The 17,575-nt window shown below is 38.1% G+C and carries 13 protein-coding genes; 8 read left to right on the top strand and 5 right to left on the bottom strand.

Translation table 11 applies throughout. The annotated features are described in order from the left end of the window. Positions 1-131 precede the first annotated feature (131 nt). From ATS76_RS15785 to ATS76_RS15775, 3 genes are all read left to right on the top strand, one after another. The gene (locus ATS76_RS15785; protein WP_058405661.1) at positions 132-437 is read left to right on the top strand and encodes an H-NS histone family protein; all 306 of its coding nucleotides are present in this window, start codon (positions 132-134) and stop codon (positions 435-437) included. Between the two features lie 540 nt (positions 438-977). Continuing rightward, positions 978-4,244, top strand: coding sequence for a TonB-dependent receptor domain-containing protein (locus ATS76_RS15780; RefSeq protein ID WP_058552838.1), 3,267 nt, complete (start codon positions 978-980; stop codon positions 4,242-4,244). A 384-nt stretch (positions 4,245-4,628) separates the two neighbouring features. Next, positions 4,629-6,380 (top strand): DEAD/DEAH box helicase, encoded by a 1,752-nt coding sequence (locus tag ATS76_RS15775; RefSeq protein ID WP_058552837.1) that lies wholly within the window; start codon positions 4,629-4,631, stop codon positions 6,378-6,380. Positions 6,381-6,400: 20 nt separating this feature from the next. Here the strand turns inward: ATS76_RS15775 and ATS76_RS15770 are convergent, their stop codons facing one another. Further along, positions 6,401-6,736, bottom strand: coding sequence for a ribonuclease E inhibitor RraB (locus ATS76_RS15770; RefSeq protein ID WP_058552938.1), 336 nt, complete (start codon positions 6,734-6,736; stop codon positions 6,401-6,403). A gap of 202 nt (positions 6,737-6,938) precedes the next feature. Here ATS76_RS15770 and ATS76_RS15765 point away from each other — a divergent pair, with 202 nt between their 5' ends. The 3 genes from ATS76_RS15765 (at position 6,939) to ATS76_RS15755 (ending at position 13,309) form a co-directional block, all read left to right on the top strand. Beyond that, the gene (locus ATS76_RS15765) at positions 6,939-8,666 is read left to right on the top strand and encodes an autotransporter assembly complex protein TamA (RefSeq protein WP_058552836.1); all 1,728 of its coding nucleotides are present in this window, start codon (positions 6,939-6,941) and stop codon (positions 8,664-8,666) included. Next, positions 8,666-12,355: an autotransporter assembly complex protein TamB gene (gene tamB / locus ATS76_RS15760; protein WP_058552835.1), complete on the top strand. Its 3,690-nt coding sequence runs from the start codon at positions 8,666-8,668 to the stop codon at positions 12,353-12,355. The genes ATS76_RS15765 and tamB overlap by 1 nt, the downstream gene beginning before the upstream one ends. A gap of 69 nt (positions 12,356-12,424) precedes the next feature. Continuing rightward, entirely contained in the window at positions 12,425-13,309 is an 885-nt protein-coding gene (locus ATS76_RS15755) for a peptidylprolyl isomerase (RefSeq protein WP_058552834.1), read from the top strand. A 59-nt stretch (positions 13,310-13,368) separates the two neighbouring features. Here the strand turns inward: ATS76_RS15755 and queF are convergent, their stop codons facing one another. Continuing rightward, the gene (gene queF, locus ATS76_RS15750) at positions 13,369-14,214 is read right to left on the bottom strand and encodes an NADPH-dependent 7-cyano-7-deazaguanine reductase QueF (protein ID WP_058552833.1); all 846 of its coding nucleotides are present in this window, start codon (positions 14,212-14,214) and stop codon (positions 13,369-13,371) included. Positions 14,215-14,273: 59 nt separating this feature from the next. Here queF and syd point away from each other — a divergent pair, with 59 nt between their 5' ends. Further along, entirely contained in the window at positions 14,274-14,813 is a 540-nt protein-coding gene (gene syd, locus ATS76_RS15745) for a SecY-interacting protein (protein ID WP_058552832.1), read from the top strand. 64 nt (positions 14,814-14,877) lie between these two features. On the opposite strand, the gene ATS76_RS15740 is transcribed toward syd, so the two are convergent. The 3 genes from ATS76_RS15740 to ATS76_RS15730 all read right to left on the bottom strand — a co-directional run bounded on the left by ATS76_RS15740 (position 14,878) and on the right by ATS76_RS15730 (position 16,455). Then, positions 14,878-15,651: a Zn-ribbon-containing protein gene (locus tag ATS76_RS15740; RefSeq protein WP_058552831.1), complete on the bottom strand. Its 774-nt coding sequence runs from the start codon at positions 15,649-15,651 to the stop codon at positions 14,878-14,880. A gap of 13 nt (positions 15,652-15,664) precedes the next feature. Beyond that, positions 15,665-15,931, bottom strand: coding sequence for a hypothetical protein (locus tag ATS76_RS15735; RefSeq protein WP_058552830.1), 267 nt, complete (start codon positions 15,929-15,931; stop codon positions 15,665-15,667). A gap of 287 nt (positions 15,932-16,218) precedes the next feature. Beyond that, a complete protein-coding gene (locus ATS76_RS15730; protein WP_058552829.1) occupies positions 16,219-16,455 on the bottom strand; it encodes a DUF2789 domain-containing protein in 237 nt (78 codons plus the stop codon). Positions 16,456-16,792: 337 nt separating this feature from the next. Between ATS76_RS15730 and ATS76_RS15725 the strand changes: the two genes are divergently transcribed. Continuing rightward, positions 16,793-17,437 carry a GNAT family N-acetyltransferase gene (locus ATS76_RS15725; protein ID WP_058552828.1) on the top strand — a complete coding sequence of 215 codons (645 nt, stop codon included), beginning with the start codon at positions 16,793-16,795 and terminating at the stop codon, positions 17,435-17,437. The last annotated feature ends 138 nt before the right edge of the window (positions 17,438-17,575 follow it).

Raw genomic sequence — 17,575 nt, 5'->3', positions numbered from 1 at the left:
ATAGTTATTTCGTATATTAATTTTAGTAATACCAATTTCTTATTTTTTAAATCTTTATTCTTTGTCATAGTTATTTTAAATTAAAGTATCTATACTAATTTTGATATGTTTATAAATTTAAAGAGATATAAATGAAAGAAGTTCGAGCTTTTATAAAGACCGCATCCTTGACTGAACTTGAAAAAGCACAACAATTAGTTACTGATGCAATTTCAAAATATACCCAACAGCAAAAAGCAAAACAGGAAGTTTTGGATCTTTTAAAGGAAAAAGGACTTACAATAGAAGACTTACATGATATTACTTCAGATAAGCGTACTAAAGTTGCGCCTAAATACCGAATGGAACTAAATGGTGAAGTAATAGAGTGGACCGGCCGAGGTCGTCGACCAAAAGCGTTTGAAGGCGTCGAACTTCAAAAGTATTTAGCTAAATAACTAATAATACTCACGAGTGATGATTAATAAATATACCTACTTAGGTATATTTATTAAATCACTGATAGCTTTGTTTCATATTATAATTTTCTATCGATAAATCTTTAATCTAAAAAAATTGGGTATATACACTCACGACCTTAGACAATATACATCTTCAAACATATCTACATATTTTTACGCTAATCAATACTGAACTCAGTACACATGTTCTATTAATTTAACCTATATGATGATTCAGTCGGTTGGTTTACTAGCCCATTTTATCCCTTATCACTTGGGTGATAGTCGCAAGAAGTTATTATCAGACTCCGCTCTTCTCTGTTATCAGTTAAATAAAAAGTACTTCAATATTCATAATTCATTTTTTACGCTCATCGCTTTGGGTTGTTTATAACCCATTAATGGTACGATTTAACGCATTGCGTGTTGCCAAAAAGGTACATTTATGACTAGTATGTAACCTCAAAGTTGGCAATTTTGTTAATTTTTTGCTTATTTTGAAACAATAAAACTAAAAATTTTAACAGGGATATCAAAATGATAAATAATAAAGTTTCAAAAGCTGTTCGCTTAGCGATTGCTTTTGGCGCAGTTTCTACTGCTGCTTTCTCAGCAGGCTCATTTGCTGCAGAAGAAGAAAAACTCGAAAAAGTAGAAAAAATTACAGTTACAGGCTCACGTATTCAGCGTACAGAAATTAGTGAAAGTGCTCCCATTTTTTCTTATGGCGAAGAAGATATTCAAGTAAGAGGTTTCACTAACGCTGCCGATTTGCTTAATCAATCGCCATTGTTCGGTGGTTCTTTGACAACTGAAGGTGACCAAAATGCTGCCAATGCGGGTCAAAATCAGGCAAATATATTTGATTTAGGTACTCAACGCACACTTACGTTAGTAAACGGTCGTCGAATGGTTAGCTCACAATCAGCTTCAATTGGTGGTGGACAAGTTGATATTAACACTATACCTGTTGCTTTAATCGACCGCATTGAAGTTGTTCCTCTTACCGGTGCGGCAACTTATGGTGCCGATGCCATCGGTGGTACTGTAAACGTTATCTTAAAAAATGATTACGAAGGTTTTGAAGTAACAGCACAATACGGTGAAAACGATGCTGGAAATGCTCGTGATTTCCAAATTAGTGCTGTTGGCGGCGGAAACTTTGATAATGGCCGTGGTAACCTGACATTTGGTGTGGAATATACACGTACAAATGGTTTGTTAGAATGTGATCAAGATTTTCTTTGTAACAATAACCCAGGCTCTGGGGGGACTACAAATGAGTTTTTAGACCGCAACGGTGATGGGCAAATAGACGACCTTAATGGTGACGGTGTTATTAACGATGATGACTTACAGTCTGTATCTTTATTTTATGATGAAGTTAACCTTCAACTGTTCACAGATTTTGGTGCTGTAACACCTGCTGGAGCTGGTTTTGCGCCAAGTGTTGGTCGTGGCTCATGGGCAGATGGTAATTTCTATGAGTTTACACAAGACGGCCAAATCCAACAATGTAACTCAGGTCCGACATTACCGTCTGGGCGAGCATTACTTGAAACTTATGATGATGGTCGCGGTAATATTTGTGGAATAGATTTCTTTGATAGTGTTTCTCAAATTCGCTCACCAACAAGCCGCCATAACCTGTATGTGTCATTTAACTACGATATCACGGATAACCTTCGTTATATAAGTGATATTGTTTACGCTAACACAAATGGTACTGAGCTGGTTAACCAAGGTGGTTTCCAAACCGGTTTCTTTGGAGGCACTTCAGCTGCAATCACAGTACCAATTGACAACCCGTTTTTATCATCTCAAGCTCGACAAGCAATAGTAGATGCAGGGTTAGAGGGAGACCAATTTTCGATTCATCGGTTCAATAATGATTTAGTTTCGTCAGGCGGTAACTCAAATGAAACGCATACTTGGCGCGTAAGTAATGTTCTTGAAGGTGAATTTGAATTTTTAGATCGAGATTTTTATTGGGATGCGGCCGTTGTTCATGGCCGTTCAGATGTGAACATTAGAACAACGGGGATTGTTGATGGAAGATTCCTAAATGCAGTTGATGCGCGTAGTGTTGACGATGCAATGCTGTCTCAAATACGTGATTCTCGCGATGATATTAATACATTAGACGAGGCATTAGCTGCACTACAAGGCTCACGTTCAGCATTTACGGGCGGCTTCCAACGCGGTGATGTTATTTGTGGTGCTTACGCTGATCTTGCAGCAGGCACTCTAGAAGGCTTTAATGCACAGGCGTCTGGATCAGGTTTAACTGATGAGGACCTGCCGTTTTTAGATGGATGTCAACCACTTAACCTGTTTGGTTCACAAGCATCAAATGCGTCACTTGACTTCATTACAGGCGGCTCGCAAATGTCTCAAGCGAGCAATATGCAAACAGTTTATACATTTAACCTTGGTGGCGCAGCTTTTGACCTACCTGCTGGACCACTTGATTACGTAGTTGGTGTTGAGCGACGTGTAGAAAAAAGTAAATATGAGCCTGCAGTAGGCGGCAGAGTGCCAATTACTCGTAGCTCAATTGATCGTCCGGTTAACGGCGGGTATGATACAAATGAATATTATGTAGAAGTAGTTGCACCTGTTATTTCTTCTGATATGGATATTCCTTTTGTACAATACTTCGAAGTAAGTGGCGCATACCGTAATCAAGAGTTCAATACAAATGCTCCAGCTGGGTTTGAAGATCGTTCAACAGAAGAGGATGTTGTTCAAGCTAGCATGAAGTGGATAATAAACAGTGATTTATCTTTACGTGCAACTTATGCAACAGCGTTCAGAAACCCATCAATTAATGAGTTGTTCCAACCAATACAACAATCATTCATCTCTGGGGATGATCCATGTGATGCACGTTACGTTGGTCTTGGGCCTAACCCAACAGCACGTAAAGCAAACTGTGAATCATTAGGAATAGATACTGATACATTCACGTCATCAATTTCAGACGGTACTATATCTACTGGTTATGTTTCAGGTAATCCTGACTTAAATCCAGAAACAAGTAAATCTTACACTTACGGATTAGCTTGGACTCCAGACTTTGTTGAAAACTTACAAATAGGACTTGACTATTATAACCTTGAGATTGAAGGTGCAATCAATGACGTTACATTTGAGACCCTAGCAGCGAATTGTTACGACTCAGTTGATTTTCCGAACGAAACGGCTTGTGATACATTCACACGTGGAGATGACAATCAAGTTATTCGTGCAGGAAATCAACCAGCGAATGTAGCATTAGCAACATTTGAGGCTGTGTCACTTTCTGTGTTTTATAGCCATGATTTAGGTGAGTGGGGTAATTTGAATATTGCTTCTACAACACAACACAATATCACAAACGAAAACCAAGCTACTGCGACGTCTGAAGTTCAAGAAGATGTCGGCGATTTCGCAGATCCAGAATGGACAGGTACATTTGATATTAATTGGATGTATGAAGATCTATTTGTTAGCCATCGTGTTCGTTGGCAGAACAGAACGTTGATTGATTCGCTCGAGCAGCAATTATACTCATATAATTACCAACGTTCAGAAGATGGTACATTAACAGGCGATTTTACTAATGAAAATGCTTCGCGTTTCCTGCATGATCTGAGTATTGGTTATAACCTGGGCACTTCAACTACAGTTCAATTAAATGTTCAAAACTTACTTGACCGCACTGCTGATGACCTAACTGCTACTTCGTTCGGTTTTAATCAGTTTGGTTTGGATGAGCGTTTAGGTCGTCGTTTAAGCCTACGTTTTAACCATAAGTTTTAATTAACAGTTAGTAAAATAACTCTTTGTATTTATTGCATTAGAGTATTAGCTTGAAAAGCTGACATTTATTTCTTTTATATAGGTGTCATTTTCTTGTTTTTATAAACCCCCTATTATTCTGATAATAGGGGTTTTTTTAATATCCTCAGATTAGTGTAATTAAGAGTTCTAAAGGTTGTCCTAAATTTAAGATGAGTTTTAAAAACATAAGGTCATTCATCGGTACCAATAATAATTCACTTTCAATAGCTTCATTTACCACCTTGAAAAATGATATCTGGATGAAACACTTGTCTAACTCTTATATAATAAGAAGACATAAGTAGAATAATCTAATCAGGTTTTTGTTAAGATTGTACCTATCAAACATTATTGTATCTTTGAATGAGCTATAAACTTAGACCCTATCAGCAAGAGGCGGTTGAACGCACTGTTGTTCATTTTAGAAAAACCAATGATCCCGCAGTGATTGTTTTACCTACGGGGGCGGGTAAAAGTTTAGTCATCGCTGAGCTTGCGCGTATAGCTAAACAAAAAATATTGGTACTTGCTCATGTTAAAGAACTTGTAGAGCAAAATTCACAAAAATATAAAAGTTTTGGTTTAGAGGCGAGTATATTTTCCGCAGGGTTAAAAGAAAAATCATTAACCCATCAAGTCACTTTTGCCAGTGTGCAATCACTTTCACGTAATTTAGATAAACTCAATGAGCATTATTCTCTACTTATTATTGATGAATGCCATAGAGTCAACGGTGATAAAAAAAGCCAATACGGTAAAGTTATAAGTGCATTACAAACGTATAATCCTCATTTAAAAGTATTGGGTTTAACGGCTACGCCTTATCGTTTGGGGATGGGGTGGATATACCATCATCACTATCATGGGTTTGTTAAAGGGACAAAAGAAAGCCCATTTAAAAACTGTATATTTGAATTACCGCTTAGATACATGATCAAACACGACTATTTAACCCCCCCTGATGAAGTCGATGCTGCTATAAACCATTACGATTTTTCTTCTTTAGAGACTAACGTGTTTGGTCAGTATACTGCCGATGATATGAATGCACTTTTAAAAAATAGCGAGCGAGCCACTCAGGCTATTCTCAAACAAGTAATAGAATATAGCCAGCAGCGCAAAGGTGTGATGGTTTTTGCGGCAACAGTTATGCATGCTCAAGAAATATTAAGCTATTTACCAGCAGCTCAAAGCGCGCTAATTACAGGCGATACGCCTAATATTGAACGCGATAAAATCATTTCTGCATTTAAAAGTAAAAAATTAAAATATTTGGTTAATGTGTCAGTGTTAACAACTGGTTTTGATGCGCCACATGTCGATTTTATTGCTATTTTACGCCCTACAGAGTCTGTTAGCTTATACCAACAAATTGTAGGGCGGGGCTTACGATTATCAGAATCGAAAACGGACTGCCTTGTAATCGACTATGCAGGAAATGGATTTAATTTGTTTCACCCTGAAGTAGGTGATAAAAAAGGCGATAGTGATAACGAGCCTGTCCAAGTGCTTTGCCCTGGTTGCGGCTTTGCCAATATATTTTGGGGCAAAACAGACTCCGATGGTAAAGTAACAGAGCATTTTGGTAGACGTTGCCAAGGCCTATTAGAAGATGATGAAGGCAACAAAGCTCAATGTGATTATCGGTTTAGATTCAAAGAATGCGAAGAATGTGGTGCACAGAATGATATTGCAGCTCGTAAATGCCACGATTGTGGCGCCATAATGGCTGATCCAGACGACAAGCTTCGTAATGCGTTAAATTTAAAAGATGCGTTAGTGCTTCGCTGCAGCGGTGTAACAGTAACTCAGCTTAAAGATGAACTAATCAAAATTACGTATTTTGACGAAGACGGTGCAAGTTGTGATGAAGTTTATAACCTGGGTAATAAAGGCGGTCAGTTTATATTTAACAGGCAATTTGGTAAACGGCTAGGGCATGGTCAAAAACCAACAGAATTTAAAACAGCAGAGCAGGTAGTTAAAGCGCAGTTTGACTTAATGCCACCCGATTTTGTGATTGCGCGCAAAAGTAAAAAATATGGTTGGAAAGTAGCAGATAAGCTATTTGATTATAAAGGGAGTTTTAGAAAGGCAAATCAGTTAAGTCGTTAAACTTAACTGATTTTAAAATATTAAGCGGCGTCTTCGTCCATTAATCCCCAACCGTCACCGTAACCGTTATAGCTATTCGCTATACTTTCTAGGTACTGTTCAGCTTGGCCTAGTAATGTGTGCTCTGGTACCATTTGTACATGAGTAATTACTTCCCAAACGCCGGTGTCTTTACATTTTTCAACGTCGGCGGTTTGTACTAATGCATCAGAAACAATATCTTTAGCAAACTTATCAGCATCGGCTTGTTGCTCAAATAAAATGAAAAAATCGATTTGCTGCATTTTACTTAAATCGACGCCTGCAGCGGATATTTCGGCTAACAGCTGGCCGTTTTCGTCATCTGGAAATTGCATTAAAAACTCATCTAAGAATAATTTTGTGTTCGTTGGCACTATTGTAACTAAAATATTGTCATAACGCGTACTAATTTTATCTTCTTCGCATTTCATAATTAGACTGAGTTTGTCATTAAGTTAATGTGTTGGTCATTATGGCTATGTTAATATGCGCCACATTAGCTCGTTTTAAGTAGTATATAAGAGTAAGGATATTTACTTGTTTATTAAGTTTTTACGTTGCATATGCATTGCCACTATTTTTATGGCTGCAGATTCCTATGCGGCAGACAGAGTCATCGATGACTACAAAATTAAAGGCATAAATGGCGATTTAGAAAAAAACGTAGCGCTTTACTTAAAGCAGCTTAAAGGTGAAAAACCAACAAGAACCCTTCAACGATATGCCAAAAAGCAGGTACAAAACAGCATAAAAGCCTTAGGTTACTATAGCCCAACTATTGAGGTTGAATTTAACAAAGACGACAGTGAACTTGTTGTTAAAATTGAGCGCGGTCCTGCTACACGTATAGACGGCATTAATATTACTTTAAATGGTGAAGGGAAGAGCGATACACAATTACAAACCCTCATAAAAAATACCAATTTAAAACAGGGTGAAGTGCTAAATCATGGTAAATATGAATCAGCGTATAAAAAAATAGAATCCATGCTTTTGGAGCGTGGTTATTTTGATGCTAAATGGCCTGCCCGCAAATTAGAAGTTTCAATTAAAAAAAATAGTGCCGTTGTTACGTTCGTTATTAATACCGGTGTGCGTTATCAATATGGCAGTATTGAAATTACCAGTGATACGCCAGCTGAAAAATATATCCGTTCTTTAGCGCCATTTACCCAAGGACAACCATATCAGTCAACTTACATAGCTGACTATAACCTTGAGCTATCAAGCACACCTTATTTTGCTAGTGTGCGTGTTTATGCAGATATTACAGCGCGTAAAAACGCCCAGGTTCCTATCAAAGTTGAGGTTGTTCCTAAGCCTGCAAATAGCTTTGAAATAGGGGGTGGTTTTAGTACCGATTTAGGCCCTAGAGTCCGCTTCAAGTGGAGTAAGCCTTGGATCACAGAAGATGGCCATTACCTCGAAACAAATATGAATATCGCCGAAAAGCAACAAGATCTCTCAATGGCATACACTGTTCCTGTAGACGACCCTAATGATGATTTATGGCGTTTTTCAGTTGGTTATAAATTGGAAGACGAACTTGCTGATGATACTTACAGCGAGATATTAACTGCGCAACTACAAAGGCAGTGGCTTACAAAGGATAAATGGGTAAGAACAGCGTTTTTACGTAGAGACCAAGAGACGTTTCGTCTTGGCGCTGATCCAAAAGAGTCGACTGAAATGTTAATGCCAGGTATTAGTTATGCTCGCAAAAATTTAAAAGGTGGGACTACCCCTTATTGGGGGGAGCAATGGCTTATTTCAGCAGAGTTTGGCTTAGATGATGTACTTTCCAGTACGAATTTATTGAGAGTTCAATTACAGCATGCATGGCTTCGTACATACCTTAATAAGCATTTAGTTTTCCTTAAGGCAAACGTTGGCGCAATGCTCGTTGATGACATAAATAATGTACCTTATTCGCTTAGATTTTATGCTGGGGGTGACCAAAGTGTTCGTGGTTTTGCTTACCAGTCAATTTCACCAGAAAACGAGGACGGTGAGCTAATAGGGGGTAAGTATTTGCTATCGGGTACTATGGAGTACAACTACCAGTTTGCTCAAAATTGGCGTGCAGCATTATTTGTTGATGGTGGTACCGCTACGAACGATTTTTCAGATGAGTTTGAAGTGGGTGCTGGTTTTGGTTTTCGATATTTAACGCCAGTAGGCCCTATACGAATAGACCACGCATGGGGCTTAACCAAAGAGAGTAAAAGTACACGTTTAAGTATTACCATAGGGCCAGAAATTTAATGCCAATATTAAAAAAAATAACAGCCATAGTAAGTGCAATTTTAGTCTCGCTAATTATTAGCGTATTTTGTTTATTATTTACGGCACCCGGTAATCAATTTATTGCCTACACGGCAAATAAAGTTGTTGATGGATTACACATAGAAATTAAAGATGGCCGCTTTATTTATAATGATGCTTTTAATGTTCATTTTAAAAACAACGATTTAGATTTTAAGGCTCAGCAATTAAAAATCGATTTATTTTGGTGGCAGTGTGATGGTATCTGCATTGATAACTTAAGCGCTAAATCTATAAAATTCAGCTTGCTAAAAACAGCCCAAATACAAGATGAAACGCCTTCTGAGCCCCTTGAAAAAATTAGCTTACCCTTTAATGTTTCATTAAAAAATATAGCGGTCAAAGAGTTTACATTAAACCACCCTAGTGCAGATGTGAGCGTTAATAACTTTAAATTATCAGCTAAGATTAAGGACTCAAAGCTCACTGTAAAAAGCTTAAATATCCCTAGTATACTTGTTGCTTTAAAAGAGCAAACACAACCTACCAAGGCACAAACTGCTCAAAGCAACAAAGCTGTACTTACGCAATTACCAGCACTTCCTGATATTGAATTTACATCACCCATTGATTTGTCCATTGAAGCCTTTGATATCGCAAAAGTAACAATTGAGCAGGGCGATGCGCAGCATAATATCGAAAATATTTCGCTGCTATTAAGTGTAGAAGACACCGTTATTAATGTGCAGTCGCTTTCAGCCACATACGAGCAGTGGCAGCTTAATACCCAATTAGATGCCGAGCTTGCCGGTAACTTGCCTTTAAAAGGCCAAGTGACTTTAAACAGTAATGAACACCAAGCAAATTTAGAGCTAAACGGTGATTTAGCTAACCTGAATTTGAATTTAGAAACGAGTGGCCAATACCCACTCACGTTAACTGCGAACGCTAATTTAAAGCAACAAAATTACCCGTTTAAGTTGAACAGCAAAATTAATCAATGGGTTATTGATGCGCAAAGCAACCAGCTAAAAGTAAATAATGTTAGCTTAAATGCCAAAGGCAATGCCGATGATTACCAACTTAACTTAATAGCGACTAGCCAGTTAGGGGCATACCCGGCTGTTGACCTCAATACACAGTTAACAGGTGGCTTAACGCAAGCCGTGCTTGAAACATTAAGTATTAAAGCCAATGAAAGTAGCGCGATTGTAAAAGCTAATATTAATTGGCAGCAGGGCATTAAAGCGGGGTTTAAAGGCTCGCTTTCAAATCTTAAGGCACAGTATTTGACGGATGCGGCCACTAGCGATGTTTCAGGGCAATTTAAAGGTTCATTCAATGCGGAAGAAGGCTCGTGGCAACTACAAATGGATGATACTAAGCTAAGCGGATTACTAAACGAAGTCCCTCTTGAGTTTGCGTCAAACTTTCAGCTAAACAATACACTAGAGGCAAATATCGACAGCCTTTATTTAAGTAGTGGCACGAATAAGTTGGTACTTAGCGGCCAAGTTGATGATACATGGAAAGTCGACGGTAAAATAACGCTTAAAAGCAACGAAGAGGCTAACATGCCATTTATTGCAAACGGCAACGCCGATTTAAAAGTAAGAGGGCAGAGGTTAACGCCTTCAGTCGATTTAGCGCTAATACTCGATAGTTTTATTTTTGATGACATTAATATTAATCAACTCAATGTAAAAGGCCAATTAGATACCGCTGCCGATTGGCAAACAGATGTGTCAGTAAATGTCGGCTCAGCGTTAGTGGGTCATCAGCAAATAAATAACATAAAAATAGATGCAATTGGCGACAAAGCAGATCATCAACTAACCGCTTCGGTTGATGCCGAGCAGGGCAGTGTTGAGCTTGAAGTAAATGGTAAAATTAATAACGCTACCTGGAATGGTGAGGTAAGTAATGTAACACTTAGCGATAAAAAGCTTAGTTTTAGTAATACCAAAAATATTGCCGTTATGTTTAACAGTCAAACGAGTGATTTTGATGTGAGTGCGCATTGTTGGGCGTCTGATCGAAGTAAATTATGTATAGATACACTGGCTCAAACAAAAGAAATTGGGCAACTGAATGCTAAATTAAGTAACTTAGCGCTTGAAGAATTAAAACACTTTTTACCCGATAATATTCGCACACGTGGTGATGTAAAAGGTAATGTGGCGCTCAATTGGAATGCTGGCGCTCTTAAAACATTACGCGCAAATTTAAACGCAAGTGACTTATCCACTGTTTTAACCTCAGAAGAAGATCGCTTTAGATTACCAATAGACTCATTAAGCCTAAGCGCTTATTCAGATTCTCAAAAGGGGCAGATTGAAGCTAATTTAGAATCAAGCGTATTAGGCAAAATTAATACACACATTAATATCGATGACATACAAAATACGCAGGCGCTTAATGGCACTATTAATATTGATAAAATATTACTTTCAGACTTACAACCCTTTATTGAAACTCTCGAGCAATTAAAAGGTGATATTAGCGGTAAGGTTGCACTTGCGGGTACGTTAAAAGACCCATTATTAAATGGTGAGCTTAATATAAACGATATAAACCTTGAGGGTGAACAGCTTCCTATTGCGCTACAAAAATCAAATATAAACATATTATTTGATAAAACGACCGCCACAATAGAGGGCAATTTAAACGACAATCAAGGTGGCAATGTAAAGCTAAACGGTGATGTTGATTGGCAAGGTGAGCAACCTGAAGTAAATGTAAGTGTGCAAGGCGAGCAATTTTTTGTACGCGCGCAGCAAGGCGTTACCTTTAAAATATCGCCAGATTTAAAAATAGGGTTAGCCAATAATGCACTTAAATTAGCGGGTGAGGTAGTTGTACCTTATGGTCGCATTACGATTGAAGAGCTTCCAGAAGGCGCTGTGCAGGTTAGTGACGATGAGATTATTGTTGATCAAAAAACTGAAACAAACGAAAAGGTACCATTTGATTACGACATAGACTTAAACGTCATTGTTAAAAATGACGTTAAAGTAGAGTCGTTCGGATTAGAGTCTAAAGTGGCTGGTGATTTAGCGATTAAAATGAGTCAAGGTGTTCCAATTATTGCAACAGGTGAGCTCAATTTAATAAATGGCACTTATTTAGCATTTGGGCAAAATTTAATTATAAGAACAGGCCAGGTGGGCTTTAGTGGCTCCATCGAACACCCTTACTTGAATATTAAAGCAATCAGAAACCCAGCTAATACAGCAAATGGTGTTATAGCTGGTGTTACGCTTACGGGGAATGTTAAACAACCCACTCTTAAACTGTTTTCTGAGCCTGCAATGGATCAGGCCCATACCTTAGCATATTTACTCAATGGGCAACCGTTAGGAGAGGGAGAGGGAGCATCAAGCAACGCTATGCTTGCTCAGCTACTACTTTCTCAAGGGGTCAGTAGAAGCGAAGGGGTTGTCTCGAAGGTAGGTGAAACATTTGGTTTATCAGACGTCAGTTTAAGTTCGTCAGGAAGTGGTGACAGCACCAAGGTAGAAATTTCAGGCTATGTTGCGCCAAGCTTACAAGTTAAATACAGCGTTGGGGTATTTGAGTCACTCAGTGAAGTGGCTATTCGTTACCAATTGTTGTCGCAACTCTATATAGAGGTAACCAGTGGTTTATACCAAAATGTTGATGTGCTCTATAAGTTTGACTGGGATTAAACAATAAACGCGTTAGGTAAGTTAGATTGCTTAAGGCTACTTTTAAATAATAAAAATAATAGGTTGAATATGAAAGCACGTTTTTCAATTTATGTTATGGCACTTTTGCTGAGCGGGTGTGCTACAACTGCTAACAATAAATCCGTTATAAATATACAAACACCACTTAGTGCCAATGATGTAATAAAAAATGCAACTGCAGATGAGTGGCAAGTGGTCGACCCCGAAAATATTTTAAAAATAACGCTACCTACTGGTTCGGCTTACATAGTATTAAATCCACAACTAGCTCCAAAACACACGCAACATATTAAAACGTTGGCGCAAGAAGGCTTTTATAAAAATACCCGTGTTTATCGTTTTGTAGAAGGGTTTGTAGCACAAGGTGGCGACAGCTCGGGTAAAAAAGAAATAAAAACAGCGAATAAAACCGTACCAGCAGAGTTTTATTTACCAACATCGCAACCACTAAAAATTACCGAGTTAAAAGGCGATGGATACGCGCCTGTTACGGGGTTTTTAAATAGTTTTGCTGTTGCGCAAAACCAAACACAGACTCAAACATGGCAAGTGCATTGCAATGGTGTATTTGCAATGGCACGTGGTAACGATATAAACAGCGCAAGTACTGAGTTTTTTGTCACTATTGGTCAAGCAGCGCGTTACCTAGACAAAAATATTACAGTTTTTGGAAGAGTGCTTGAGGGTATGGAGCATTTTAATCGTTTGCAGCGTTTACCCGCTGAGGGGCTGGCGTTTAATCCAATAACGAATATTGAAGTGTTGGCTGATATTAAAACCGACGCAACCACATTTAAAGTAATGAAGACAGACTCAGCATCGTTTAAGCAGCTCATAAATGCGCGTAAAAGCCGAACAGAACCCTGGTTTGTCCAATCGTATAATTACGTTGATGTATGTGGTATGCCTATCCCAACAAAGCGCGTTATTTAAACTTTAAAAAAGGAGCTGAGGCTCCTTTCTTAAGATTTATGTTTGAGTGTTTAACGTATTTACTGACGATTAATCTTAACGGCAAACGGTGTTTCGTTATAATGCGTAGAACGGTATGGGTTTATGTCTAATCCGCCTCGGCGTGTATAACGCGCATACACTTCAAGCTCTTTAATGTTGAGTTGCGTGGTTAAGTCACTATAAATACGCTCTACGCACTGCTCATGAAACTCGTTATGTGTTCTAAACGATATTAAATAACGTAGCAGCGATTCACGAGATATCTTCTCGCCTGTGTATCTTATAATAATGCTCGCCCAATCTGGTTGAGACGTTATTAAGCAATTAGATTTTAGCAAGTGGCTATTGAGCGTTTCTGTTACTATTTCATCACTTTGTGCTTTAAGTGAATAGGCATCAATATCGTAGTTATCAATTTCAATATCTAACTCATCAATACACTCGCCAGGAAGCGCACTACAAGGTAAGCAGTTAAAATCGTCGGCTTTGTACAATGTCACTTGCACTGGGCTTTTTACAGCGGCTGACAAGTCGTCAATTAAATGTTGCTTAACTGTGTTTATGCTCTCAAAACGAGTTTGATTAAAGCTGTTTAAATAGAGCTTAAACGATTTAGACTCAATAATATGGCTGCTTTGGCACTCAAAAGTAAATAAAGCAATGGCTACCTGCGGTTTGCCTTTGGCATTTAACCAAGAAAGCTCGTAACCGGTCCAAATATCCTGGCCTTTAAAGGGTAATTGGGCTTCATCAATATTTAAAGCATCACGATTTAGCTTGCGCGCAATCGGGAAAAGCAAGCTGGGTGTGTACACATCTACGTATTCGGTAGACTGCCCTAATACACTGCCTTTAAGATCTGGAGAGTTGCTGTAATCTGTCATGTTTGCTCTTAAATAGTTACAATGTGCGTATTATATCTAATTTAAATGAGTTTCACAGTATGTCTGTTGCGATGCAGTTAGAACAACTTCACAAACAATTTAGCGAAAATACCCTTAAAAATACCGCAAAGTACCCACTCATCATGCACGATACGCAATGGCCGAGCCCGTGTGAAGTTGGTGAGGTTGATGAGCAAGGGTATATTCAATGGAAGGGGATACGCCAACAACCAGCCGGTTCATTGAACAATTTAGCTAATGCACTTGAGCTTGAGTTTCCAACAGCGTTAAGCGAGCTTTATGGACACATGTATGGCGGTAGTGTGTTAGCTACAATTGACGGCCATCAAATTGAACTACTACAAGCATGGAATAGCGACGACTTTGATATGCTTCAACAAAATATAACTGGCCATGTATTAATGAAGCGAAAGCTAAAACAGCCAGAAACTGTGTTCATTGGTTTAACAGATAAAGAAGATTTATTGGTGAGTGTGTTAATTCATACAGGGGAAGTATGTTTAGAACATGTAGGTAAAAAAACGCATCATGTGCTTGCACCTACTATAGAGTCGTTTTTAAAAGCGCTTGAAGTATAAAACGTCATTAATAAATCAGCTTAGCAAGATCGCTGAGCTGATTTTAAAAAGTCATTGGTAATGGCTATTGAAAATCCCACGACACATTAGAGACTAAACCACACGGTTCACATCTAAAATCGAATAGCCCAAACCATGGCTCATCTAGTTTCCAATCGCTATTACAGCTAGGGCATTTACGCTCAAGTTCAGAGGCTTTATCTACACCGCCAACACGGTATAAATAGTAATAAACGGGCTTTTTAGTTAAAAAGCTAATGCGTTTGGTTATATCTTTTCCACGGCGGTATAAATCACTTTGTGTACTAGATATCTCCTCAAGAGCAGGAAATTCACAGCGTGTTGCGCCATTAATTTGTATTTTATCGCATGCTTGCCAATCTTCTTGCCACTTAATAAGCGTTTTATAATCGCCATTGGCAATAGCTGGGATGCGAAATAATGGCACAGGTAAAAAGTCGTCGCCACAATATAGAGGGCTGCATGTATGCACATAAGTAGTGTATAAAATATAACTTGATGGCTCAGTGCAGCAATCGGCTCCATTAGAGTGAATATCTTGGCCAATAACTTTTACTTTAGGTGCTAATAACCCCGCATTATGCAGTTTTTCAATGCTATGTTTAACAAAAGGGCTATTATTTAGTGGGTGCATGGCGTCTTCGGTTGGGCACATAACACGGGTTATAAAAAAGCCGTCTTTTAAAACTGTGGGAAATTCTTCTCCCATTATTTGCCCGTTAAACCGCAAGGCGTTCACTAATCGATTAATAGCGTATTCGGCTTGCTCTAGGGTAGTGTCTTGGTAACAATCAAATGTTAAATCAACAACAAACATTTATAGTCTCAAATTATTTTCGTTCTAGAAGTGCAAGTAATTGATCAAGTTTTTGCTCAATTCTGTCTAGTTGGCTTGCTTTTAGCTCAGCATTTTCTGGCTGCTGCGCGGTTTTAACAAAGTTATTTATAGAATCCGGGTTATTTTTGTATTGGCTCACAGCTGCAATAATCATTGGCATAGGAACTGGTTGGGCTAAGCGACTTTTAGTTAATGCGACCGTGGGTGTTTTGCCTTCATCTAAAAGGACTTGAATTGCATCAAATACAACTGAATTCATTATATTTATAACTCTTAAATTAAATAAAACGCAGCATGTGTATGCTGCGCGGGTGCTATGGTAGCAATAAAACGAGTAGGCTACATTAAATAACCTGATACTTAGGATAAAAACCTACGTCTACTAGCTAATTTTAACGCTAATTACCTTGAGTAAGTTTGAAATAAGTTAAATATTGACCTGTAAATTAGCCTTGTACTCGCAAGAGTCATGATGAAAGTGCAAGCTTAAAAATCATCATGGGTTAATATTTTTAAAGGCATTTAAACAGCTATCTAGTTAAATTTTTATTTACCTTGGCGAAGGCGAACATCTAGCTCATCAATCACTTCACTCCAAGCACCATCCTCAGCAAGCGATTCAGCTAAAAAGTGTTGTTGTGCTTCATCCCAAAATGCTGCATCTTGAAGTAGAGTTGTGTCTTGTAACTCATTAGAGGCAATAAATTCATCTATTTGAGTTTCTGAATTTGGTAAACCAAGTTGTGCAAATAATGTATGAATATCGTGTTTAGTAGTATCCATGGTACGACTCCTTTAAATAAACAAAAACTACTTTAAGGCTTAACATTACAATGCGCTAGCTAAACTCAAGCTGAATTGTCGGTTAAATACTTTAGGTATATAGTAATTTAGGTTCTGAATAATAAATTGCCAGCCCCTTTGTTAAGAGGTTGATTAAGGATAGTAAAAATAACAAGTAACGTGACCTTATTTATCCCCTATAGTGGGTAAACGGCGCAATATAGGATTTTAGTATTTATATATTAGGTTAAATATACTCGTAAATGCAGTTATTCGCGTATAGCTTTAGTAATTAAGCTTTGATTATATTTACGGCTAAAACAATAAAGGACATACAATGAGTATAACCGCACACGCAGAAACGTTCAGCGTACAATACATCGAAGCAGAGGATATAAGTACTGCCGCAAGTTTAATTTATCAGGCGTACCATGATGACCCTGTATTAAAAACAATGCTTAGCTATGATCAAGATAATAAATCAGCTTACGAAAAAAAGTTACGCGCGTTAATACGTGAAGAGCTCAGTAGTTTTTGGCAAGAGAAGCAACCGTTAATTGGACTTTATAGAAGTGGCAAATTAAAAGCCGTGGCCTGTATGTTCGATTCTACAAGTCAACTTCAAGCTCAGCGTTATTGGCATTGGCGTTTAAAATTAATGCTAAGTGCGGGTTATTTGCAAACTAATCAGTTAATAGAAAAAGAACAAACGATTAGAGATACGCTCAAAGAAAAAGGCCGTTATTACTTTTTAGCTTTTATTGCAGTGGATCCGCATTTTCATGGGCAAGGGTTTGGTCGGTATTTACTCAGAGGGCTTGATGAGCTGGTAAAGGCAAATAGTGAGTCCTCTGGATTGGCAGTATTTGTAACGCGTAGTGAGCATACAGAACTTTTTAAATCTGAAGGATTTCTGACTTTTAAACAGCTTACGTTTAACCAAGTTGCTGGTGAGTTACTATTTAAAAGTGCATCGGGTTAAAAGTGTAACCCATAGCGTGTAAGTTAATGCGCCCAAACGGACATAAGTCCGTGCGATATATCTTACATTGACGTGAGAGTAATCAGTTAAAGGTGACTATTCAGTCGCCTTTTTTAATTTAACTTGTTGTTTTTCATT

This window comes from Pseudoalteromonas sp. 10-33, from assembly GCF_001469195.1.
GTDB lineage: Bacteria > Pseudomonadota > Gammaproteobacteria > Enterobacterales > Alteromonadaceae > Pseudoalteromonas.
Note: the sequence above shows the minus strand (reverse complement) of the source record. Positions and strands in the feature narration are given on the sequence as shown.

Excerpts from the sequence above, each read along its gene's own strand:
- ATS76_RS15785 (WP_058405661.1), top strand. The coding sequence starts at position 132 with ATGAAAGAAGTTCGAGCTTTTATAAAGACCGCATCCTTGACTGAACTT.
- ATS76_RS15780 (WP_058552838.1), top strand. The coding sequence starts at position 978 with ATGATAAATAATAAAGTTTCAAAAGCTGTTCGCTTAGCGATTGCTTTT.
- ATS76_RS15775 (WP_058552837.1), top strand. The coding sequence starts at position 4,629 with ATGAGCTATAAACTTAGACCCTATCAGCAAGAGGCGGTTGAACGCACT.
- ATS76_RS15770 (WP_058552938.1), bottom strand. The coding sequence starts at position 6,736 with ATGCAATTTCCAGATGACGAAAACGGCCAGCTGTTAGCCGAAATATCC.
- tamB (WP_058552835.1), top strand. The coding sequence starts at position 8,666 with ATGCCAATATTAAAAAAAATAACAGCCATAGTAAGTGCAATTTTAGTC.
- ATS76_RS15755 (WP_058552834.1), top strand. The coding sequence starts at position 12,425 with ATGAAAGCACGTTTTTCAATTTATGTTATGGCACTTTTGCTGAGCGGG.
- queF (WP_058552833.1), bottom strand. The coding sequence starts at position 14,214 with ATGACAGATTACAGCAACTCTCCAGATCTTAAAGGCAGTGTATTAGGG.
- syd (WP_058552832.1), top strand. The coding sequence starts at position 14,274 with ATGTCTGTTGCGATGCAGTTAGAACAACTTCACAAACAATTTAGCGAA.
- ATS76_RS15740 (WP_058552831.1), bottom strand. The coding sequence starts at position 15,651 with ATGTTTGTTGTTGATTTAACATTTGATTGTTACCAAGACACTACCCTA.
- ATS76_RS15735 (WP_058552830.1), bottom strand. The coding sequence starts at position 15,931 with ATGAATTCAGTTGTATTTGATGCAATTCAAGTCCTTTTAGATGAAGGC.
- ATS76_RS15730 (WP_058552829.1), bottom strand. The coding sequence starts at position 16,455 with ATGGATACTACTAAACACGATATTCATACATTATTTGCACAACTTGGT.
- ATS76_RS15725 (WP_058552828.1), top strand. The coding sequence starts at position 16,793 with ATGAGTATAACCGCACACGCAGAAACGTTCAGCGTACAATACATCGAA.